Below are 21,428 nucleotides of genomic sequence, written 5' to 3'. Positions count from 1 at the left end.
AAAGGATTCAAAAGGGGTGCCAAAAATTGGCATTTTTGGCACCTATTCCTAATCGAACTTCATTGCTTTCACCGGTGATATTCTTGTGATGATGAAAGATGGGATGAGCAGCATGAGCATACACAACAAAAGAGTTCCCAAGTTCACTGCCACAATATATTCCCACCCAATGTAGACGGGCGCCTCGGTAACGTAGTAAGTTTCAGGGTTTAACGGAATGAGCTTAAGATACTTTTGGGCATACAACAGTCCCAGTCCTATTAGATTTCCCCAGAACAGGCCAAGGAGGATCAAGTATCCCGCATTATAAAGAAAGATCTTTCTTATGCTCCAGTCGCTGCTGCCCAGGGCTTTCATAATTCCAATCATTTGGGTGCGTTCCAGGATAAGGACCAGTAAAGCCGTGATCATGTTGATCCCCGCCACCAGGATCATAATTCCTATAATCAATGCAACATTAAAATCAAAAAGCGACAACCATTCAAAAAGCGAATAATACTGCTGCTTTATCGTGCGCGTATCCAGGAAAGAGCCGGTATTTTCGTAGATCTCCTGCCCTTTCTCTTCCAGTTCGCCAAAATCTTCAAGAAAAACCTCAAAATTTCCTACTTCATCTTCTTCCCAGCGGTTTATTCGTTGTACATGCCTAAGATCGGCCAGCATGTACAGCTCATCAAACTCTTGAAAGCCCGAATTGTAAATTCCCTTAATCTCAAAAGCCCTTATTAAGGGAGTCCTGCTGCTTTCATCCCGTAGAAAGTATGTCACCGCCTTGTCTCCCACCTCCAGCCCGAGCCGGTTTGCAGTGTAATGAGAGATGAGAACCTCGTTATTAAGACTTCCGCTAACATTGGGCATTTCTCCGGCCACCAAAAATTCATCGAAATAATCCCAGTTAAAATCGGGCCCAACGCCTTTGACAATTATTCCTTCAAAATCGGTTTCAGTACGAATCACACCGCCCAAATAAGCCGTGGCCTGTATGTGTTCTATCCCTTCCACACTGGTGAATTCCGGATAAAAATCCTGATCGGTCGAAATAGGCATCAAAGACACCTGGGAATTGTTGTTATCATAATTGGAAATCGTGACATGCCCCGTAAAAGCCGACATTTTTTCCCTTATCTTTTGCTGCAATCCAAGGCTTGTGGCAAAAGCCACCAGCATCATGATCACCCCTATGGCAATAGCTACGATTGCAATTTTTATTATAGGGGCCGATATGCTACTTTTGTGCTGTTTCGCACTTATTAGGCGTTTGGCGATAAAGAATTCCAGATTCAAGAGTAGCTATGAGTTTTAGATTTTTCAAAAGTACATTTTTATTCCTATTTATTACCGCTACAGCCTGCGGAAACAATTCGGGAAAGCCTTCTGCCGGTCCTGCTGAGGCCCAAAAGGATACAGTTACTACTGAAGTTTCGCAGGACCTGAAACTCGGTGCCGAAAGAACCGCACATTTTTTGCCAATTTTGAAAGGTAAAAAGGTAGGGCTTGTAGGGAATCAAACGAGCATCATTCCCACTGAAGCCGGGAACGTTCACCTTGTAGACACACTCCTCGCCCTTGATGTAGATCTGCGGAAAGTCTTTGCTCCCGAACACGGATTTCGCGGTACGGCCGATGCCGGCGAGGCAGTAGAGGACGGAAAAGACCCGCGCACGGGCCTGCCTGTGATCTCGCTCTACGGAAACAACAAGAAACCTACTAAAAACCAACTTGAAGGTCTCGATATAATCCTCTTTGATCTCCAGGATGTAGGGGCACGCTTCTACACCTACATTTCTACCCTGCATTACGTGATGGAAGCAGCTGCCGAAAACGACATTCAGGTTATAGTTTTTGATCGACCCAACCCAAACGGACACTATATTGACGGACCTGTTCTAGAACCTGCACACAAAAGCTTTGTCGGGATGCATTCCGTTCCCGTAGTACATGGAATGACAATTGGAGAATATGCAAAGATGATCAATGGCGAGGATTGGCTGGAGAAAGGAATCAAGGCACCTTTGCAGGTAATTGAAATGGAAAATTATAATCATAACATGTCTTATGTCCTTCCGGTAAAGCCTTCTCCAAACTTACCCAATGCCAAGGCAATAAATTTATATCCCAGCCTGGCTTTTTTTGAAGGTACAAATGTAAATGCAGGCCGCGGGACGTCAAAGCAATTTCAGGTATTTGGGTCTCCCTTCCTTCCAAAAGAGAAATATCCTTATTCCTATGTTCCACAATCTAGTGAGGGAGCGAAATCTCCGAAGCATCTCGGAAAGACCATCTATGGAAAAGATCTTTCAAACACGCCACACCTGGATTACATCAATTTGGAATGGCTCATAGAAGCTTACAATCGTACTTCTCAAAAAGGGGGTTTCTTCAATAGTTTTTTTACCAATCTCGCCGGAACTACCAAATTACGGGAACAGATCGAAGCCGGTTTAAGTGCAGAGGAAATTCGTGAGACGTGGAAGAAAGATTTGGAGGGGTTTGAGGAAATCCGAAGGAAATATTTAATTTACTAAGCAATGTGTCTGCAGCGTATGGCGGGGCCCGAATTGCACTTTTTTAGATAATCTGGTGCTATCGTGCAGCCTGCAACTTGCAACCTTTTACTTCAGCGCTCTGCGTTTCATCTCCTCCACAATATTATACGCTGCAGGGCAAATGGCTACATTTTTTATAGTGAGATTAGAGATCTTATGGAAGTCCTTACGGTTTGTATGAGGAAATTCACTGCAGGCCTTGGGCCGCACGTCATAAATTAGACAGTAATTATCTGGTGCCAGAAAAGCACAGGGCACTTCCTGCAGGACATAATCATTATCTTCATCGATTTTAAGATATTGGTCAATGAATTGTTGCGGTTTTAAACGCAGGTGCTTTGAAATTCGTTCAATGTCCTTGTTCGTGAAAAGCGGTCCGGTAGTTTTGCAGCAGTTTGCGCAGCTAAGACAATCGGTGCGACGGAATTCCTCATCATGCAGCTCCCGCATTTGCAGGTCCAGATGCTTTGGCGGCTTCTTTTTAAGCTGTGAGAAAAACTTTTTATTTTCCTTATGTTTATCTTTGGCCCTTTGCGGAAGCCCATTCAATTCATCCTGCATGCCGCAAAGATAAACAGAACCAACACGTGAACAAATCAAAAAACAATCCCGATATCTTCGGCAAAGCTATAACTGCTTTTTATGAAACAGGTGACGAGGAGGAAATAGTGGTCCACTCCCCCGACTTTGATGATGATGCGATTCCGGTGCCTTACCTTTTCAGGAGTTATAAAGAAATGCCGAAGCTGGAGCAGAAAGCTTTACAACTGTGCCGTGGAAAAGTTCTAGATGTTGGTTGTGGTGCCGGAAGTCATTCTCTTTACCTCCAGGAGGAACAAAAATTGGAAGTCACTGCCATTGATACTTCGCCGGGAGCTATTGACATTTGCCGAAAACGGGGAATTTCAGATGCCAGAAATATTGCTTTTGAAGAACTTTCAGAAGGAAAGTTTGACACAATATTGCTGCTCATGAATGGCACCGGAATCGTCGGAAAAATGAAATTCCTGGACCGCTTTTTTAAACAATTAAAAAATTTACTAGCGGAAGATGGGCAGGTGCTTATAGATTCATCAGATCTTATTTACCTTTTCGACGCCGATGAAGATGGCGGAGTCTGGGTGGATTCATCAAAAGGTTACTACGGTGAGCTGGTGTACAGTCTGAGTTACAAGAAAGAAAGGTCGCAAAGTTTTGACTGGTTGTATCTTGACTTCGAATCCTTATCTTTAGCAGCAACAAAGAATAAATTTACGTGCAAAAAAGTCTTTGAAGGGAAGCATTATAATTACCTGGCAAAGCTTAGCTTAAAAAAATACGATGAGTAAAAAGCACTTTTTAGGATGGGCCCTTATGCTGCTCCTACTAGCCGGTTGTACTCCAGACACCCCGGAAAACGAGGCTTCGGCCCATAGAAATGATCTTGTACTAGGTGCTTCGGCCAGGGATTTTTTGAGCGATGAAGTTTTCACCTCTTTGGAACTCGAGGTAGTTTACGTGACAGGATACGAACCTGCACAAGAAGCACTACAAAGTCTCGTCACTTTTCTTAACAGGTATACCAATAAACCCGGCGGTATCTCAATTAGACCCAGAGCAATAGCCAGTCCAGAAGTTGGCACTTACTCCATAGAAGAAATTAAGAATGTAGAGAAAAAAAACAGAACTGTTTTTTCGAAAGATGAAAAACTGGCTGCTTTTATTTTTTTCGCCGATGATAAAAGTGAAGATAGTGAAGAAAAACACAGGATACTTGGGAAAGCTTATATGAACACTTCATTAGTTATTTTTGAAAACGAAATCGATGAAATGGCCGGCTCGGTCTCCAAAAGTGAAATACAAACTGTTACGCTGCATCATGAATTCGGTCATCTTTTCGGACTTGTAAATAATGGAACTCCCGCTCAAAGCGAACACGAAGATCCCGAAAAAAAAAACAGGGCTCACTGCAGTGTGGAGGGCTGCCTAATGGCTGCTGCAATCGAATTTAGTTCCTCACCCCTCAGTTTCCTGGAAGATGGACAAGCTGTTCTCGACTTTGATGACAAATGTAAGCTGGACCTTAAGGCCAATGGAGGGAAATAAACCCTTTCGAAATTTATTAATTCAGGATTTATACTTCAAAGTTTGAGATTTACCTGGAAATTATGTTCATATAAAAAAACCCTTTGAAGAGCTTCTTCATAAGGTTTTGTAAACATTGGAATTTAGTGCCAAGATTTGAACTTTAAACTATTTTGTACTTCTAAATACGTAGTTCTAATTTCCAAACACTTTTTTTCCTCCTAAATAAGTAGCAGTGGCTTTCATATCTGGCAATTGTTCTTCGGAAACCTTCATTATATCCCTGTCTAAAATGACAAAATCGGCAAACTTTCCGGGTTCGATCGATCCTTTTTCCTCTTCTTCAAAATTGCTGTAAGCGGCCCAGATGGTCATCCCCCTTATAGTTTCTTCTCTTGACAGCGCCTGTTCTGGCATGTAACCGCCTTCAGGGTAATTCTCAAGATCCTTTCTTGCTACTGCAGCGTAAAAGGTCATAAAAGGATTGACTTCTTCAATAGGAAAGTCGGTTCCCAACGCAATTATCCCGGCCTCATCCAGTAATTGTTTAAAGGCATAAGCTCCTTTTACCCTTTCTTCACCCAGGCGATCTCCTGCCCAATACATATCGCTGGTAGCATGAGTAGGTTGCACTGAAGGGATAATATTCCTGCTAAAATATTTAAAATCCTCCTGACCTATTACTTGAGAATGCTCTACTTTCCAGCGACGATCATCACCTTCTCCCAGCAGGGAATCGTAAGTTTCCAAAACCAGTACATTTGCTGAGTCTCCAATAGCGTGCGTATTCATTTGATAATCTGAAGCTGCTATTCTTCCCGCAGTTTCACGAAATTCATTGATTGGAGACAACAAAGCTCCATAATGTCCATGCCTGTCGGCATAAGGCTCTTTTAGAGCAGCTCCACGGGAACCTAATGCCCCATCTCCATAAAACTTAACCGAACGTACATTTAATTTATCAGTCTTTAATGGTTCTCTGCCAAGGTAATAGTCAAGGTTCTCTTCAGTGTTACTTATCATGGCATAAATACGCACATCAAGCTCTCCTGCCTGTTGCAGACTGTCAATCAATTCTATTGTAGTACGATCTAATCCTGCATCATTAATAGTGGTTAAACCATACTCGAAAACAATCTCTTGAGCATCCAGTAAGGCCTGAATCTGCTCCTCCCGGGTGGGCTCCGGAACGGCATTTAAGACCAGGTCCATCGGGTTGTCAATTAGGATCCCTGTCAATTTTCCATCCTTTATTTCTATTTCTCCTCCTTCAGCAGAAGTAGTTACCGTAATTCCTGCCAGATCAAGAGCAGCCTGATTAACTAACAGTGCATGGCCGTCAACGCGAGTAACAGCCACAGGAGTATCGGGAAAAAGTTTATCCAGAGTATCCTTTACCGGAAATTCTTTTACTTCCCAATCATTTTGATCCCAGCCTCTTCCGGTAATAAAATCATCATTATTTTCCTTCTGAAATTCCACAATTCGGCTTACTACCTCATCGAAGCTCCTGGTTCCCAACAGGTCCACCTTTCTTTGCTGCAAACCCATTCTGTAGAAATGGGCATGTGCATCAATAAGTCCCGGTAGAATGGTCTTTCCCAGGGCATCGTGAACTTCAGAAGCATCGAATTTATCCTGCATTTCCTCTGTGGTACCTACAGCAATAAATTTTCCGTCTTTAACTACAAAAGCTTCCGCGGTAGAAAACTCGTTATCAACAGTGTAAACATTGGCATTGATTACAAGAAGATCGGCTTTTTCCTTATTGTTATCATTACAGGAAAAGAAAATTCCGAAGCTTAGGATGTAATAAAGTATTTTGTTGTTCATTCTCTACAAATTTGTCGTAAAAATAGAAAATGCGCCCCAAACAGGAGCGCATTTAAATGAATTATGAATGATAAAACTAGAACCAGCTTGAAATTGCATCACCAATAGCCTCCCGAATATCGGGGTTAGCACCGGCTGCAAGAGCAATGGAAATAAATAATCCAATCATTGCATAAGAGAAATCTTTGAAGATCATCTTGCCGGCTTTCTTACGATGCTTCCTGCCTTTTTTGGTACGGGCAAGACTAACGGCTATTTCTCTACCTCCAATAACCCCGAGGAATACCCATGTAGTACTCATAGGAACCGTACTAATAAATAGTTTATAAATCAACAGGATCACATAAGTAGCATCCACCAAAGTTGCAGCCCTAACATCAGAAATTCGTGCTTTTTCACTTACCACTTGTTGGATCTTATCTCCCCGCAAGTAGAATAAAAGCCCTAACCCTGCAAAAATAGTAAATGAGAATATGAGAAATTGAACGAGGTCAAGTTGTCTGGGCAGGAAAACAGCTATATTCGCACCATCCTGCATCACCCAAACCCCCCATAACGTTCCACTCACTATCCACTGTACAACACTCCAGCTCCGACTGAATTTTCGACCCTTAAAATATTTCTTGATAGTATTATAAGAAAGATACCACACCAGGAAAGATAGCACAAAGGCCATAATATAACCCGTCCATGATTTCCACACTACAGAAGTAATTCCGGAAGTATCGGCACTAAAAACACTCAGGATCAAAAAGGTGGTGGAAACCGGCATTTTAAGCCTGGTGAGAATCAGAAGCACCAGCGGTGCAATGATTTGGAAAAAGCTGAAATTTTCAGGATGGGGGTATTTTGTAGTGCCTTCTGTACTTAAGAGGCGTCGGTAGGTTACATCACCGTCAAATTCAATCCAGCTATAGGTCACCACCGCCAGAAAAATAACTCCTATAAACAGCCACATCACCCACCATTTACGATCCTTGTTACTTTCAATGAAAGTTCCCAGCGACTGTATACTATCATTCGCTACTGTTGCATAAGCAGCGAAAAAGAAACCGAGCCACATGCCGGCTTGTCCATAGCCGCTAAGGACACCAGCCAATACAAGACCTATAATAACTATAGCCAGGAAGGTTTTTTCCTGCACCATAAAATCGAGCACGTTCAAATATGGTCGATTCCTTTTTATCCTGTTAAATTTATTTTTTGCCATTTCGTGTTTATAGGTGTTCAAAAATTGCTAAAAAATGTGAATAAATCTTCTTTTTTCTCATTTTTTTGGGCTGCAAAAATAAATACTTCCGTAAAGTCTCTGTTTAATTTTAATGTTATCTAATTGTTAAGGATTCATTAAAAACAAAAAAGCTTCATCATACTAAACAAAAAAGCCGGCTAAAAACCGGCTTTTTAAAGAGTTGTAGAACATTATCTTCCGAAGTCAAATTTGTAGGTTGCTCCCGCCATCACCTGGAGACCCAAAACAGGATAATCAATCCATCTTTCATAATTTTCGCCAAGGAGGTTATGACCTTTTGCAAATATTGAAAGTCTGTCGTTAAACCTGTACCCAAGATTAGCATTGAGGTCAATATAGGAATTTAGAGTCTCAATTTCTCTTACAGAAGGACTTCCCGGAGAATATTCAAAGGTGCCGTAATCTTTCCGCTCACCGACCACGAAGATATTAGCCCCGGCAAACCATTTTTCGGTGATCTGGTAATCTGCCAGTAAATTTGCTCTAAAGTCAGGTAGATTCCAGGCTTCCTCCTGCTCATCGGTGTCATATAGAAAATATTCTCCGTTAATTCGCAGGTTAAGTTTTCGATTAACATCAAAATTTAATTCTCCAAATAGAGAAATCGTATTTACCCGATCATAAATAACTCCAAAAGAATTTCCGTAGGTGTACGGTGGCTTAACGCCAGGTTCGGAAAGATCTGAAGGATTTGAGACAAAGAGAGGTTTAAAATCTTCGGTCATATATTTTAAGCGGGTGTTATAACCAATACTACTTGATAATTTACCTTTCGCACCTACATAAGCTTTATATTGCTGATCTGTTGGAGTAACGCCGACCGCTGGGGAAAGAAATGGATTTTCCTTTGTGAATTCATAATAAGAATTCTGGCGCAGCTCCCCTTCAAGTCCGGCATAAGCAATAAAATAATCCCCGGCAGCACGATAACTGGCAGTCACCTGCGGGTACACATAGACACCGCCGTCACTGTTTTCAGAATCATAACTGTAGTAGATAGCAGCACCAAGATTTAAAGTGAGATCATCACGAAGTACGAGCAGGCTCGAAGCTAGTCCTACATTCATAAAACCATAAGTTAAGTCTTCCCCGTCTCCATAATTGTAAGGAGAAAAGGTCCCATTTACATAATCGAATATCAGGTTGGTGTGAAACAGCTCACCGGCGATGGGCAATTCCAGGGTAGGTTTAAAAGTAAAGCGATGTTCGGTAGATTGAAAATCATCTCCAAAATAACGGTACCTAGCTTCTGCCCTGTCAAAAAAGGATTTATCCCAATTAATTTCTCCACCTGCATATACGCTGTAGTAGTTGTGCTGAGGGTCTATCTCACCTATTTCGTAAATTGCCGGAATCACCGCAGGTTCAAATCCATACCAGTTAAATAACCGGTGCTCCACTCCTAAATCTGTATTCCAAATGAGATTTCGATTTCGGGAAGAGTAATTCAGGTTAAGTTCAGTATCATAGTAGCTATCGTCCAATACAACTCCTTCGATCCCTCCCTGGGCAGAATTGTGAGTGAGGAAAATACCGAAATTATCTGTTCGTGTTACCTCAATATTGCTGTAAAATTCGGCCAGGGCACTTGTGTAGGTTCCAAAACCAAGAGTTATATAATTGTCATACAATTGTGGTGGTCTTTGCCGCTCCACGGTTGTAGCCCTTCCTTTGGCAGGGGCAAAAGTGGAGGCGACGGGCACAGAAAAAATGCTGTACTGCACCGGTCTTTTTTCAAGATTCACAGAATCTGAAATTTTTGGTGTCTCCCTGATTTTGGAGGCATCACTAACTGTAGGAGTATAAGGTTTCACCACTTCTACAGTCTCGCTCCCAAGATCCTGAGCGTAAGAGAAGCCGGTAAAAAATAAGAACATGATAACTACACTTAACGAGTTGATTTTCATGGGAAATCTTTTATGTATTTTAATTGTTGGTTTCTACAGAAGCATTGGTCCGGGCTTCCTGCGCTTTAATTTTGGCCAGTTCCTGTTTGGCTTCGGCAACAACCTCGGGGAACTGTGTGAAATTCTTGATCACGTTGTCCAAAATATATGTGGCCTGATAGGCGTCACCCAAGGCATAGAAGTTCTTAGCCATTAAAACAAGACCTTTTGCACCGTACAATTTATAGCCTGAATAATCCCTGGCAAGTCTTTGTACCACATCATTAGAGGCCTGAAAGTTCTCTGCTTTATTCTTAAAATAAGCGTCATAGTACAAAGCCTCGGCTGCCAGTTCTCCTGTGGCCGATTTTTGCACTTCGGCATAGGCTCTTTTTGCACGATCTTCATTCCCCGTTCTCATAGCGGCACGGGCGATGATCACCTGAGCATCGTTCTTAGCACTCGTTTCGGCATCTGAATTTGCCAGCACTTTCTCGGCGTAGGATACAGCTTCACTGTAATTACCCTCTTCCAGGTAAGACTTCATAAGATTCGATTGCGCAAATATGGTGTTTTGAGCAAACGATGCTTCATTTTCAAGTCGTTTCAGCAACGGAATAGCTGCGGAATAATTTTCATTTTCAAGATAAACCTCGGATAATCTGGCAAGAGATTGCTCAAGATATTCTGAAGCCGATCTTCCTATAACATACTTATAATGCGGAATGCTTCTTTCTCTGTCTCCCTCACGGAAATATAATTGTCCAAGGTAAAAATGAGCCTGAACTGCATGAATTCCATTAGGAAATCTTACAAGGTACTTATCCAGAGCTGTTATGGCTGCTGAAGTATTATTGTTCTGGTACTGCTTTTCGGCCGCTTCAAAAGTGGTGTTGTCAAGATCAACATCAGTCACTTCTACAAAGTCCAGATCTTTTACCCAATTAGCATATTCATCGGTCCTGCCGAGATCTACATAAATGAGACGAGCGGTACTTACTGCCTGAATTGCTTCAGCCGAATTTGGAAAATCGGCCACTACTCTCTTCATTTTCTCGAGTGCCTGGTTCGCCTGGTCATTGTTGTAATAGATCAATCCCTGCTTCAGCAAAGCCTGTGGTACAAATGTACTGCCGGGAACGTCTCTTATGAGCCTGTTATATGCCTCCATTCCCTGCCTGGTATTATTCATCGCTACATACGTATTTCCAAGCTCATAGGCTGCGTCGTCACGATAGGAAGAGCGCGGATATTTCCTAAGGAATTCCGTTAACTCCTGAATTTTAGTTTCATTACGCTGTACAAATCCATAGCTGATTGCCTTCTGAAATGCAGCATAATCATTTTCTGAACCGTTAAGAGCAATAGCGGCATTATAAGCTTCCATGGCAGGCCAGTAGCTGCTATTCACAAAGAAACTATCTCCCAACCGTACAAAGGCATCATTTCTTCTCGCGGGATCTTTGGAAGCATCATTGGCATAACGTTTAAAGTATTCTACTGCACGATCATATTCACGCTGTTTGAAGTAGGCATAACCAATATTATAATCCAGATTTTCTTTTTCTGAAGCTCCCTGTGCGCCGCTCATACCCGCGAATTCACGGTAACCTACCAGTGCTTCTTCAAAATTCCGGAGATTGAAATCACTTTCAGCTTTCCAGAAAGTTGCCAGAGCAGTAAGTCGTGGATCACGTCTTTCAGTTAAAGCAAGATCAAAATATTCTTCGGCTTCACGATAATTTCCTTCCTCAAAAAGTTCAAGTCCCCGGTAAAATGCTACCTGCTGGTACACTACATTATTTTGAAAGTTGCGATTCCCTTTAAGAAGGCGCATTGCTTCCTCATAATTCTTGGAAGTAATAAAGGAGTTGATGAGCAACTCATTAATTTCTTCTTTGGCAGGAGAGTTAGGATAATTCTCCAGGTAGTTCATCAAAACCAGAGGAGTGCTCGCATAGCTATTTCCTATCTCGTAGCTTAATTTTGCGTAATTAAGTGCAGCATCGGCCTTGATTTCCTCGTTGAAATCCATTTCACTGGCATTCTTAAATGCATTTAATGCCTCTTGCTTTTTATTATTTTTTAAATAGGATTGTGCGAGGTGATAATATGCATTTTGTGCGACTGCATTTTTTCCGTCTATGATCTTATTGAATTCAGAAATGGCTGCCTCATAATTTCCCTGCTGGAAATATGCGTAACCGAGCTGATAATAATCGGTGTTGTTCCATTTTCCTCTTTCTCCTTTATATTCTTTCAAATATGGAATGGCCTCTTCATATTGACCAAGGTTAAAATAACTCTCACCTATGATCTTGTTAAGTTCCGAACGATCACGGCGATCGGCCCGCGGTAATTGTTCAAGTCCAAGTTCAATGGCTTTCTCAAAATTTCCCTGCTTAAAATTCATATCGGCCTGGAAGTAGAAAAGATCTTCTTCATATCGCTCGGTATCCTCTACCTCTTCAAAAAGTTCATTAGCCTGCTCATAATCATCTCCTTCATAAGCCATAAAACCAAGGTAGTACTTTGCCTGTGAGCCATATTTATTCGAATCTTTTACCTTGTTCAAATATTCTTTAGCTTCATCATATTGATTTGCTCTGAAATATGCATAACCATAGTTGAAGTTGAACCGCTCCTTCTCGGCTTTACTCAGGTTTCTTTGATCCACAGTGTCGTACCATTTACGGGCAAGAGAATATTTCCCGGTTTCAAAGTAATAGTCGGCTACATCAAGGTAGGCAGCATTGGTTTTGGTGCTTGTAGGATAGCGCTCCACAAAATCCTCCATGAGCTCATCGGCTCCGGGTTGATTTAGTCGAATAGCGGCATTGGCAATATAATAAGCGGCATTGGCTTTGATCCTTTCATCATCCACTTCATCCTGTACTTCATCAAATAAGGTTTGTGCGGCAAGATATTGCTGATTGTTGTATAATTCCAGGGCACGGTTATAATCGGCCAGCTCATTTGTCTGAATGGCAGATTGTTGTGAAAAACCAAATACCGAAGAGAAAACCAGAACAACAAAAAGGCAGATTTTGCAATGTTTCATTCGTAGATTTTATTTTGTTGATGATTCAAAGATATAAGAAACTATAAGGTAATAACGCCTATGTTGTAAGATAAATTATGTATTCCCGTTAAATGAAACCTAAAATTTCCTGCGAAAAATTTCAGCAGAAGAAAAGCAACACAAGCGGCTATATTTACGTTCTCTTTCTTACTTTTACCTCTCAAAAATGTGATTTTTCATGTCCAATACTGTTCTGCACTTAAAAGACGCTGCCATCTATCAACGGGAGACGCTTATTCTTTCTGAAGTTAATATAGAGATCGAAAAAGGGGAATTTGTTTACCTCATTGGGAAAACCGGAACAGGAAAAAGTAGTTTTATGAAAACCCTCTACGGAGATCTTCCTTTGACCGAAGGCGAAGGCCAGATTGTGGATTATGATCTGCGTACATTAAAGGAAAAAGATATTCCTTTTCTACGTCGAAAGCTGGGAGTGGTTTTTCAGGATTTTAAGCTGCTCAATGATCGTAATGTCAATGAAAATCTTCTTTTTGTTCTAAAGGCTACAGGCTGGAAAGAAAAAGCATCTATGGATGCCAAAATTGACGAAGTTCTCAAAAAGGTAGGAATGGGGACTAAAGGTTTTAAGAATCCTTATCAGCTTTCGGGTGGAGAGCAACAAAGGATTGCCATTGCCCGTGCTCTTCTTAATGACCCTGAACTCATCCTTGCCGACGAACCTACCGGTAACCTTGATCCTCAGACTTCTGTAGAGGTCATGGAAGTCCTGCAACAAATCAGCAAAAACGGAAAGACCATTCTAATGGCCACTCACGATTACGCCCTGCTGCTGAAGTACCCTTCCAAAACCCTTAAATGCGACGGACAAAAAGTTTTTGAAGTGGTTCAAAAAACCGTCTGACGATGGTGTTCAAAGTCTAAAGTTCAAAGTTTGTACGTCTTTGCGATGGAGCTTAATAGAGCGACCGGAGCAATCCCCTCCTGCGTTAGAAAAATTTCTTCTTTTTACTGAAACATATGGGGATCAGTGTAGAATCACAAATGTCACACTGAGCCAGCGACTGCAAGGAGCGACGGTCGAAGTGCTTGATTTCCCGAAATATTAATTGTTCGGAAACGGCTTCGACCATATTTTCACGTCCTCCGGTCGTGAAAAAAGCTCAGCCTGACAATAAGATTACGTTTCCCCTCCTTAAAATATTTTCAAAATAATACTTCTCAAAAATGACATTTTTGAAAGGTATTTCTTGGAATACCGAATCTGGTTCTTCTAAGATTTAACTTTCAGAAGTTGAAGGATTCCGGTTAATGAAGAGGTAGTAAATATTGATCAAAACAATGGCAGCATTGGTAACAATAATAGGATATGACCCCAGTAGTAGTCCGTAAGCGACAAAAAGAAGACAGCCAAGACTGTTGATGTATCTAAGGGTGGTGATATTTCTCATTAAGAAAGATAACAGCAAAAAGAAAGATGCCAGGTAGCCAATCCATTCGATATATGATATTCCTAATATTTCCATAGTAATAAATAGAGATTTAAAGGTCCTTTAAAAGGGTTAAAAATTAAGAGCTGCCAAAAATACGATTTTTGGCAGCTCCTATTATAAAGTGTTTCCGAATTAAAGTGTCTTATTTCTTTTTCTATCATTTTCAGTAAGATGGATCTTCCTTAAGCGAATATGTTTAGGTGTTACCTCCACATATTCATCTTTCTGAATATATTCCAGTGCTTCTTCCAATGAAAACTTAATAGCCGGAACGATCTTCGCTTTATCATCTGCTCCCGAAGAACGAACGTTAGAAAGCTTTTTGGTTTTGGTAATGTTCACTACCATATCATCCTGGCGAGAGTTCTCTCCAATTACCTGACCTTCATAAATATCTTCTCCCGGATCAACAAAGAACTTTCCTCTATCCTGAAGTTTGTCAATAGAATAAGGAATTGCCTTACCTTTTTCCATGGAAACCAGGGAACCGTTCTGTCTCTCAGGAATTCCACCTTTTAACGGCTGATATTCCTTATAACGGTGAGCCATAATTGCTTCTCCCGCAGTAGCGGTAAGCAACTGATTTCTAAGCCCTATGATTCCGCGGGAAGGGATCTGGAACTGGATAGTCATCCTTTCCCCTTTTCCTTCCATGCTTAGCATTTCACCTTTTCTTATGGTCACCATTTCCACAGCTTTTCCGGAAACATCTTCGGGAAGATCAATGGTCAACTCTTCAATAGGCTCACATTTCACACCATCAATTTCCTTGATGATCACCTGTGGCTGCCCAATCTGAAGTTCGTATCCTTCACGACGCATAGTTTCAATAAGTACAGATAAGTGAAGAACTCCACGTCCAAACACCATGAATTTATCGGCACTGTCCGTCTCCTCTACCCTAAGTGCAAGATTCTTTTCAAGCTCCTTCATAAGACGCTCCTTAATGTGTCTGGAAGTAACAAACTTTCCATCTTTTCCGAAGAAAGGAGAATCATTAATAGTAAACAACATGCTCATTGTAGGTTCATCAATGGCGATTGTTTTAAGACCTTCAGGATTCTCAAGATCGGCAACTGTATCCCCAATCTCAAAACCTTCCAGTCCCACGATTGCACAAATATCGCCTGCATTTACCTCTTCTATTTTTCTACGGCCAAGACCTTCGAAAATATGTAGTTCTTTAATTTTTGTCTTTTTTATGGTGCCATCTCTTTTCACAAGCGCAACCTGCATTCCTTCTTTTAAGGTTCCACGTTGAAGGCGGCCAATTGCAATCCTTCCCGTGAAGGAAGAAAAGTCAAGGGAAGTGATTAACATTTGTGGAGAACCTTCCTCAATTTTAGGAGAAGGTATATGCTCGATAACCATATCCAGGAGAGGCTCAATATTGTCAGTCTCATTTCTCCAGTCGTCACTCATCCAGTTATTCTTGGCAGAACCGTAAACTGTAGGAAAATCAAGCTGCCATTCTTCGGCACCAAGTTCAAACATCAGGTCGAACACTTTTTCGTGTACCTCTTCCGGAGTACAATTTTCTTTGTCAACTTTATTGATTACCACACAAGGCTTCAATCCAAGATCGATAGCTTTTTGAAGAACAAAACGTGTCTGTGGCATAGGACCTTCAAAAGCATCTACCAATAACAGCACACCATCGGCCATATTAAGAACTCTTTCCACTTCTCCTCCAAAGTCGGCGTGACCGGGAGTATCGATAATATTGATTTTGGTTCCTTTGTAAACTACGGAAACGTTCTTTGAGGTAATGGTAATTCCCCGTTCCCGTTCAAGGTCATTGTTGTCAAGGATAAGATCCCCTGTATTTTCGTTTTCCCTGAAGAGCTGACAATGATACATAATCTTGTCTACCAATGTAGTCTTCCCGTGGTCAACGTGTGCGATAATCGCAATATTCTTAATAGCTGTCATATAAACGCCTGATTTTTAAAGGCTGCAAAGGTACGTTTATTTTTCCCATATAAAACAGATAGCTTTGAATAAAATTATTTTAAATCATTGGCTTAAAAATTTGGCTATCAATAAGTTGTGATATATCACAAGCAGGAAGTCTTTCAAACTTTAGAATCTGCAGGAAGTAATTCCATCTCCATACGCGAAAAACTGAGACCAGTCATATTTTATGACCACAAAATTCCTTTTAAGCTCATAATTTATTAACTTAAGTATTTATTTTACAGAAAGTTACACACAAATAATTATTAAAATATGCGCTATGAAATCAAGAAGAAGAATGGAGAAAAAGATCTTGTTACTGTGGATTGTTGCTTTGGGAGTTCTTTCCGTTTATCAACCTGTAGCAGCACAAGTGGATGATAGGACAAGCCTTGACTTTCCTCAGGAGGAAGAATTAATTCGAACAGCTAAGGAAACAGTGGAAGCCTATGAAACAGGGAACTGGGAAACTCTAAGGAAAAATTCTGCAGTAGATGCCATGTTTTATAACCTGGGTAGCTATGATAGTTTGAACCTGGAGAAAACGATAGCATACTGGAGCAAAGGTAGAGAGATTGCTACTCCCGTGTTGGACAAAGACGGCGTATGGTTAGGAATATCTGTTCCCGAAGGGCCCCGGGAAGGCAATTGGATCCTGCACTGGGGCACAAATACCTTAAGGTATCCAAATGGCGAAACGATAAGCTTTCCTTATCATGTGGCTTTAAAGTTTCGGGAAAATAAAGTAAGCCAGGCTCATTTTTACTATGACAACAACAGAATCATCAGAGCCCTGGGTTATGAAATTCAGCCACCTTTTGATGAAGAGCAGGATGACAGTTTAATTAAAATCGAGAATTGAGGTGGCTCGTAAGTTCTGTCAGCAACAAATCTTCAAAAAAGGTATCTTTACATTAAATTTATTTTATGCAATTAAGTAAGATACCACAGATAAAACACGTCAATTCGAACAATTTCTTTTTGTTGTCCGGCCCCTGTGCCATTGAAGGCGAAGATATGGCTTTACGAATAGCCGAAACAGTTTTAAAAATTACCGATAAGTTACAGATCCCTTATATATTTAAAGGTTCTTTTAAAAAAGCTAACCGGAGTCGAATTGACAGCTTCACAGGAATTGGAGATGAAAAAGCACTAAAAATTCTTCGGAAGGTTTCAGAAACTTTTAAAATTCCTACAGTTACAGACATCCACGAAAGAGAGGATGCCACACTGGCGGCGGAATATGTAGATGTACTTCAGATTCCAGCTTTTTTAGTCCGCCAGACAGACCTTGTGGTGGCCGCCGCCGAAACCGGAAAGGTGGTCAATCTAAAGAAAGGCCAGTTTATGAGTCCCGAAAGCATGAAACATGCCGTTTCAAAGGTGACAGAATGCAATAATGAGCAGGTAATGGTGACCGATCGCGGAACTATGTTCGGCTACCAGGACATGATTGTGGACTTCCGCGGAATTCCGACAATGCGGCAGTTTGCACCTACTGTTCTTGATGTAACGCATTCTTTACAACAACCTAACCAGAGCAGCGGAGTCACCGGGGGAAGGCCCGACATGATCGAAACCATCGCCCGCGCCGGAATTGCCACCGGGGCCGACGGGATCTTTATCGAAACCCATTTTGACCCCGCCAATGCAAAAAGTGACGGCGCCAATATGTTACATATCCAGTACCTGGAAAGGCTACTTAGTAATTTAACTGCAATAAGAAAGACGATTAATTCTTTTTAATTTACCGCATCATTGATATTAGACCTCACAGGTTTTGAAAACCTGTGAGGTCTTTGTTGTTTCCGTTTTTAATACCTCAAAATATCGGTCAAAGCTCTCTTAATAAAATCCACTTTTTCAGAACTTATTTTTCCAATTCTCCTGTCAAGACGCTTTTTAGAAACTGATCTGACATGAAAAGTTAGAACTTCTGATTCGTTTTTCAAACCATTTTAAATATTTGGTTTGAGGATAAGATTCCCTTTGTACCTTTTAATTTTAGTAGTTAAGGGACAAACGATCACCACCTGTAAATGCTGGTTTAGAAGATCGCCGCTTATTATTACACAGGGCCTTCTTCCTCCCTGTTCACTTCCTGAGACAGGATCAAGATAAACATCCCAGATCTCACCCTGCTTCATTTTTCTAAACTATTTTCGAGATCTTCCAAATAGGTTGCCATTCCTTCCTCTGCAATAGCCATGACTTCTTCATCTCTACCTGCTTTAGAATATGAGCGTGCATATTCTGCCCTGTTCAACTGGTCCAGGTAGATTCGTAAAGCCATTTCTATAAGTCTGTTTTTAGGCACTCCCAGTTTTTTCGCTTCAGAATTCAATTTTTCTAAAAGATCTTGAGGTAGAGATGAAGTGAAGGTTCCCATTGCTTTTCTTTTCATAAATATAAAACATAAATATAAATTATGAATAAAAAATTTTCTGCTCATGCGGCAAACACCAGTAAGAAATTAGGAGCAATGTGTAATAGGAGCGGAATCCTGTAAAGATTGAACCAGAGGCAGTATAGTAAAAACCCCGCTCCTTATCAGAAGCGGGGTTTTCTATTTACCGGGGGACAAAATTAAATTTTAGCCACACTTGGAGTAGCCACAGCTTTTACAAACCAGGCAACCTTCAGAGAAAATGATTCCTTCCGGATCACCACATTCGCCACATTCTTTATCGGCAGCAGGAGTTCCATCGGGAACAAATTGCTTCAGGGCACGAACAACTCCTGCTTTCCAGGTGTTGATGCTTTCGTCAAGAAGGTTCAGGTTGTTGATAAGGTCAACTACATAAGGAATTGGCATTCCGTGGCGAAGTACTCCGGAGATTAGCTTCGCATAATTCCAGTACTCTTCATTGAAGGACCTCGAAAGTCCTTCAATAGTCACCTTATATCCATGCTTATCGCAGAACTGGAAGTCATATCTGGATTTACCATCCTCGTCACGATTTTTGATCACGTATCCCTTCTCAACCCATGTTGGAAGATTAAATACATCTTCCATTTTTCCGGTGAAGATCTCATATGGACGGTCATTCAGGATACCAACCACAGCAAGCCATTTCTCCTTTTCGTTATTGAAACGGATGATCTTTGATTCCAGCTTCTTTGGACGTTTTGGAGCGTAGGTTTCAGCAAAAACACTCTCCTTACTCACATCTTTCTTGCCTTTATCATCTGAAGAAACAAGAATTCCGCTTCTTGAACCATCACGATAAACAGTAATTCCTTTTAATCCCTGTTTCCAGGATTCAATATAAATATCGCTTACCTTCTCCTCGCTTACATCATTTGCAAGGTTAATGGTAGAACTTATGGAGTGCGTGGTATATTTTTGGACAAGCGCCTGCATTTCCACACGCTTTTGCCAGTTAATTTCGGAAGCAGTTGCTCCCGCGTAAGGACTCTGCTCAATAGCTTCTTTTCCTGATGCATCCATCCATGTTTTCACCTTTGGATGATAAACAGTGAATTCTTCAAAAGCATCTCCCGTGTCATCTACAAAAGCAACTTTTCCTTTCGAACTTGATGCATTTACTTTTCTTCTTCTCTTGTATGACAACATGAAAACAGGTTCAATTCCCGAAGAAGTCTGCGCGAGCATACTTAAACTTCCGGTCGGTGCAACAGTACTTATGGAGATATTCCTCCTGCCGTGCTCCATCATTCGGCTGTAAAGCTCCGGGAATTCGTCCTTCATCATTTGAACAAAATCCGACTGCTCTTCAACTTTTGGATCGAATACCTTAAATGGCTCTCTGGTGATCGCCATATCAATACTACTGTCAAATTCTCCTTTCAGCTTGGTTTGCATGATCTTATCCACCACTTCAAGAGCTTCATCTGTATCGAATTTCACTCCAAGAGCGGCCACAGCGTCGGCCAGAGCAGTAAAGCCAAGACCGGTACGTCTTCCGGTTTTACCATTTTCAGCAAGTAACTTCCAAGTGTCGATCTCATTTTTCTTAATAAAATCGGGCTCCTCATCCTGACTTATCTTCGCAAGGATCTTTTCTACTGCTTCCAATTCCAGATCTACAAGATCATCCATCAACCGCTGAGTTTCATAAATGACTTTATAGAATTTGTCGTGGTTAAAAGAAGCGCTTTCAGTAAAAGGATTATCTACAAAGTTATAAAGATTCACTGCAATTAATCGACAGGAATCACCTCCCTGCATTGCGATCTCTGAACATGGATTTGTCGAACTGTTTTTAAAGCCCGGGTAGAACGAGGATGTTGAGTAGGTGTGCTGCTTATCCCAGAAAATCAAACCTGGTTCTGCAGTATTATGTGCACATTTTATCACAGTATCCCATAGCTTTTTTGCACGAACGGTTTTGGTGTATTTTGGATTAGGACTGTCGATTGGCCAGCGGAGTGTAAAATCGGCATCATCTGTTACCGCCTGCATAAATTCATCTGTAAGCCTAAGAGAGATATTTGCTCCGGTTACCTTTTTTAGATCCTGTTTAATAGTAATAAAATCCTCAACATCAGGATGAGATATATCAATAGTAAGCATTAGTGCTCCTCTTCTTCCATTTTGAGCAACTTCACGGGTAGTGTTGGAGAATCTTTCCATAAAAGAAACTGCACCCGTTGTTGTTCCTGCCGAATTGGATACCAAGGCATTCTTGGGACGAAGACCGGAAAGATCCACACCTACTCCACAACGTCTTTTAAATAATTGCACCAGTTGCTGGTCTGTATGTAAAATTCCGCCATAAGAATCATAAACCGGTGGCACAACCACACAATTTGAAAGCGAAGCTATCATTTGATCATTTCCAAGGGCCGCCATGACACTACCCTGCGGAATGCTGTACTTAAAATCTTTAAAAAGCTGATAGATTCTTTCTTCACTCAGGAACTCTCTGGATTTCCCGTAAGGAGAGAGATTCTCTTTTCCCCCCTCACGATCGGCATATTTTGCCTCCATTCTGGCAAATTGTTTTGCCATTCGACGATGCATATCATCGGGAGTTAATTCAAGGAATTTTCCGTTTTTGTCTTTTACTGCATACTTATTTATCCAGGTAGTAGCTGCAAGCTCGTCATTTTTAAAATATTTTAAACATTCTTGCAGTACCTCTTCGTAGGTATAAGTCTGGGTGCTAAATAATTCTTCAACCATGGCCGTTTGTTTTTGTTTTAACTTGAAAGAGGGATAAAGTTATTTTAATTCCTGAGTTTTCAATTACCACCCCCGGCTTTGTTATTAACTAAAGACTGTTGAAAAATAAATAAACTTTTTTTCTGAAAAATGGCATTAGCTTTCAGCCCTTGCTACACCTAATTTCTTTCAATTCTATTTCTCAATTCTGGCATAAAAAAATATTAACA

16 protein-coding genes and 1 pseudogene are annotated in these 21,428 nt (G+C 41.0%); 6 read left to right on the top strand and 11 right to left on the bottom strand.

Annotated elements, in window-relative coordinates; translation table 11 throughout:
* Nucleotides 1-48: 48 nt before the first annotated feature.
* Nucleotides 49-1,284 carry an ABC transporter permease gene (locus H148_RS0116015; RefSeq protein ID WP_029035700.1) on the bottom strand — a complete coding sequence of 412 codons (1,236 nt, stop codon included), beginning with the start codon at nucleotides 1,282-1,284 and terminating at the stop codon, nucleotides 49-51.
* An 8-nt stretch (nucleotides 1,285-1,292) separates the two neighbouring features.
* On the opposite strand from H148_RS0116015, the gene H148_RS0116010 reads away from it, so the two are divergent.
* Nucleotides 1,293-2,525, top strand: a complete 1,233-nt coding sequence (locus tag H148_RS0116010) for an exo-beta-N-acetylmuramidase NamZ family protein (RefSeq protein ID WP_029035699.1) — start codon at nucleotides 1,293-1,295, stop codon at nucleotides 2,523-2,525.
* 87 nt (nucleotides 2,526-2,612) lie between these two features.
* Here H148_RS0116010 and H148_RS0116005 read toward each other — a convergent pair whose 3' ends face one another.
* Nucleotides 2,613-3,107 (bottom strand): YkgJ family cysteine cluster protein, encoded by a 495-nt coding sequence (locus H148_RS0116005; protein ID WP_029035698.1) that lies wholly within the window; start codon nucleotides 3,105-3,107, stop codon nucleotides 2,613-2,615.
* Between the two features lie 26 nt (nucleotides 3,108-3,133).
* Here H148_RS0116005 and H148_RS0116000 point away from each other — a divergent pair, with 26 nt between their 5' ends.
* Entirely contained in the window at nucleotides 3,134-3,874 is a 741-nt protein-coding gene (locus tag H148_RS0116000) for a class I SAM-dependent methyltransferase (protein WP_029035697.1), read from the top strand.
* Complete coding sequence (locus tag H148_RS0115995) at nucleotides 3,867-4,631, top strand: hypothetical protein (protein WP_029035696.1); 765 nt, start codon at nucleotides 3,867-3,869, stop codon at nucleotides 4,629-4,631. Before H148_RS0116000 ends, H148_RS0115995 begins: the two co-directional genes overlap by 8 nt.
* Before the next feature lie 174 nt (nucleotides 4,632-4,805).
* Here the strand turns inward: H148_RS0115995 and H148_RS0115990 are convergent, their stop codons facing one another.
* From H148_RS0115990 to H148_RS0115975, 4 genes are all read right to left on the bottom strand, one after another.
* Entirely contained in the window at nucleotides 4,806-6,443 is a 1,638-nt protein-coding gene (locus H148_RS0115990) for an amidohydrolase (RefSeq protein WP_029035695.1), read from the bottom strand.
* A gap of 76 nt (nucleotides 6,444-6,519) precedes the next feature.
* On the bottom strand, nucleotides 6,520-7,653 hold the full coding sequence (locus tag H148_RS0115985; RefSeq protein WP_029035694.1) for a hypothetical protein: 1,134 nt from the start codon (nucleotides 7,651-7,653) through the stop codon (nucleotides 6,520-6,522).
* A gap of 212 nt (nucleotides 7,654-7,865) precedes the next feature.
* A complete protein-coding gene (locus tag H148_RS0115980) occupies nucleotides 7,866-9,602 on the bottom strand; it encodes a TonB-dependent receptor (protein ID WP_029035693.1) in 1,737 nt (578 codons plus the stop codon).
* Between the two features lie 19 nt (nucleotides 9,603-9,621).
* Entirely contained in the window at nucleotides 9,622-12,642 is a 3,021-nt protein-coding gene (locus tag H148_RS0115975; protein ID WP_029035692.1) for a tetratricopeptide repeat protein, read from the bottom strand.
* Nucleotides 12,643-12,841: 199 nt separating this feature from the next.
* Here H148_RS0115975 and H148_RS0115970 point away from each other — a divergent pair, with 199 nt between their 5' ends.
* A complete protein-coding gene (locus H148_RS0115970) occupies nucleotides 12,842-13,525 on the top strand; it encodes a cell division ATP-binding protein FtsE (protein WP_029035691.1) in 684 nt (227 codons plus the stop codon).
* Between the two features lie 376 nt (nucleotides 13,526-13,901).
* On the opposite strand, the gene H148_RS0115965 is transcribed toward H148_RS0115970, so the two are convergent.
* Nucleotides 13,902-14,147, bottom strand: coding sequence for a hypothetical protein (locus H148_RS0115965; RefSeq protein WP_029035690.1), 246 nt, complete (start codon nucleotides 14,145-14,147; stop codon nucleotides 13,902-13,904).
* A 99-nt stretch (nucleotides 14,148-14,246) separates the two neighbouring features.
* Nucleotides 14,247-16,046 (bottom strand): translational GTPase TypA, encoded by a 1,800-nt coding sequence (typA, locus tag H148_RS0115960; RefSeq protein WP_029035689.1) that lies wholly within the window; start codon nucleotides 16,044-16,046, stop codon nucleotides 14,247-14,249.
* A gap of 304 nt (nucleotides 16,047-16,350) precedes the next feature.
* Between typA and H148_RS0115955 the strand changes: the two genes are divergently transcribed.
* Both H148_RS0115955 and kdsA read left to right on the top strand, forming a co-directional pair.
* The gene (locus H148_RS0115955) at nucleotides 16,351-16,932 is read left to right on the top strand and encodes a nuclear transport factor 2-like protein (protein WP_037325469.1); all 582 of its coding nucleotides are present in this window, start codon (nucleotides 16,351-16,353) and stop codon (nucleotides 16,930-16,932) included.
* A gap of 65 nt (nucleotides 16,933-16,997) precedes the next feature.
* Nucleotides 16,998-17,816 carry a 3-deoxy-8-phosphooctulonate synthase gene (gene kdsA / locus H148_RS0115950; protein ID WP_029035687.1) on the top strand — a complete coding sequence of 273 codons (819 nt, stop codon included), beginning with the start codon at nucleotides 16,998-17,000 and terminating at the stop codon, nucleotides 17,814-17,816.
* Between the two features lie 68 nt (nucleotides 17,817-17,884).
* Here the strand turns inward: kdsA and H148_RS18155 are convergent.
* The 3 genes and pseudogenes from H148_RS18155 to H148_RS0115935 all read right to left on the bottom strand — a co-directional run bounded on the left by H148_RS18155 (nucleotide 17,885) and on the right by H148_RS0115935 (nucleotide 21,219).
* A pseudogene (locus H148_RS18155) lies at nucleotides 17,885-18,217 on the bottom strand (type II toxin-antitoxin system PemK/MazF family toxin).
* Nucleotides 18,214-18,474, bottom strand: a complete 261-nt coding sequence (locus H148_RS0115940; protein WP_245583442.1) for a ribbon-helix-helix protein, CopG family — start codon at nucleotides 18,472-18,474, stop codon at nucleotides 18,214-18,216. Before H148_RS0115940 ends, H148_RS18155 begins: the two are co-directional and overlap by 4 nt.
* Nucleotides 18,475-18,663: 189 nt before the next feature.
* The gene (locus tag H148_RS0115935) at nucleotides 18,664-21,219 is read right to left on the bottom strand and encodes an adenosylcobalamin-dependent ribonucleoside-diphosphate reductase (RefSeq protein WP_029035685.1); all 2,556 of its coding nucleotides are present in this window, start codon (nucleotides 21,217-21,219) and stop codon (nucleotides 18,664-18,666) included.
* Nucleotides 21,220-21,428: the final 209 nt, after the last annotated feature.

Origin of the sequence: Salinimicrobium terrae DSM 17865, assembly GCF_000424665.1 — a bacterium.
Lineage (GTDB): Bacteria > Bacteroidota > Bacteroidia > Flavobacteriales > Flavobacteriaceae > Salinimicrobium > Salinimicrobium terrae.
This window is presented reverse-complemented; position numbering and strand designations above follow the sequence as displayed.

Coding starts and splice junctions, on each gene's coding strand:
- H148_RS0116005 (WP_029035698.1), bottom strand. CDS start 3,107: ATGCAGGATGAATTGAATGGGCTTCCGCAAAGGGCCAAAGATAAACAT.
- typA (WP_029035689.1), bottom strand. CDS start 16,046: ATGACAGCTATTAAGAATATTGCGATTATCGCACACGTTGACCACGGG.
- H148_RS0115935 (WP_029035685.1), bottom strand. CDS start 21,219: ATGGTTGAAGAATTATTTAGCACCCAGACTTATACCTACGAAGAGGTA.
- H148_RS0115955 (WP_037325469.1), top strand. CDS start 16,351: ATGAAATCAAGAAGAAGAATGGAGAAAAAGATCTTGTTACTGTGGATT.
- H148_RS0116010 (WP_029035699.1), top strand. CDS start 1,293: ATGAGTTTTAGATTTTTCAAAAGTACATTTTTATTCCTATTTATTACC.
- H148_RS0115940 (WP_245583442.1), bottom strand. CDS start 18,474: ATGAAAAGAAAAGCAATGGGAACCTTCACTTCATCTCTACCTCAAGAT.
- H148_RS0115980 (WP_029035693.1), bottom strand. CDS start 9,602: ATGAAAATCAACTCGTTAAGTGTAGTTATCATGTTCTTATTTTTTACC.
- H148_RS0115990 (WP_029035695.1), bottom strand. CDS start 6,443: ATGAACAACAAAATACTTTATTACATCCTAAGCTTCGGAATTTTCTTT.
- H148_RS0115970 (WP_029035691.1), top strand. CDS start 12,842: ATGTCCAATACTGTTCTGCACTTAAAAGACGCTGCCATCTATCAACGG.
- H148_RS0115965 (WP_029035690.1), bottom strand. CDS start 14,147: ATGGAAATATTAGGAATATCATATATCGAATGGATTGGCTACCTGGCA.
- H148_RS0115985 (WP_029035694.1), bottom strand. CDS start 7,653: ATGGCAAAAAATAAATTTAACAGGATAAAAAGGAATCGACCATATTTG.
- kdsA (WP_029035687.1), top strand. CDS start 16,998: ATGCAATTAAGTAAGATACCACAGATAAAACACGTCAATTCGAACAAT.
- H148_RS0115975 (WP_029035692.1), bottom strand. CDS start 12,642: ATGAAACATTGCAAAATCTGCCTTTTTGTTGTTCTGGTTTTCTCTTCG.
- H148_RS0115995 (WP_029035696.1), top strand. CDS start 3,867: ATGAGTAAAAAGCACTTTTTAGGATGGGCCCTTATGCTGCTCCTACTA.